Genomic DNA, 592 nt, shown 5'->3' on the forward strand with positions numbered 1-592 from the left:
TTTCCTTTCCACGAAGGAAAGCTAGTTTGGTTTTACTTTTTAAAGTGAAAACAAATAGCAACTATCGTGGGCGATTAGCTCAGTTGGGAGAGCACCTCCCTTACAAGGAGGGGGTCACTGGTTCGAGCCCGGTATCGCCCACCACTTTCTCTTTTTAGAGAACTTCTCCTAAAGAAGTAAAACTTTAAGGGGCTATAGCTCAGCTGGGAGAGCGCTTCGCTGGCAGCGAAGAGGTCTGCGGTTCGATCCCGCATAGCTCCACCACTTTATAAATGCATTCGTAAGAGTGTGATTACAAAGTGGTTATCATTAGATAATTGCATGCTCTTTAACAATCTGGAAAGCTGACTAGTAAATTCAATCGAAAGATTGATTTTAAAAATGTTTTTGTTGCTTCTTGTAAAAGAAGAATAAAAACGAGTTCTCAAAACATACACATTCAAGTGTCTGTGTTTGCTTTCACTTTTTAAAGTGAAAACAAATAAATGAGTCCGGCGAAAAACCAATGTTTAATATTTTCTTGATCGGATTATTAAACACAAACCTTGGTTGTTTGACCAACTTACTCCACTTTTTAAGTGGAAACTAAGAG

General features: G+C 38.7%; 2 tRNA genes. Both read left to right on the top strand.

Annotated elements, in window-relative coordinates:
- Positions 1–68 precede the first annotated feature (68 nt).
- Positions 69–144, top strand: a tRNA-Val gene (locus BTN98_RS01220).
- Between the two features lie 44 nt (positions 145–188).
- Positions 189–264, top strand: a tRNA-Ala gene (locus BTN98_RS01225).
- Positions 265–592 lie beyond the last annotated feature (328 nt).

Source organism: Photobacterium aquimaris, assembly GCF_002954455.1.
Taxonomy (GTDB): Bacteria; Pseudomonadota; Gammaproteobacteria; order Enterobacterales; family Vibrionaceae; genus Photobacterium; species Photobacterium aquimaris.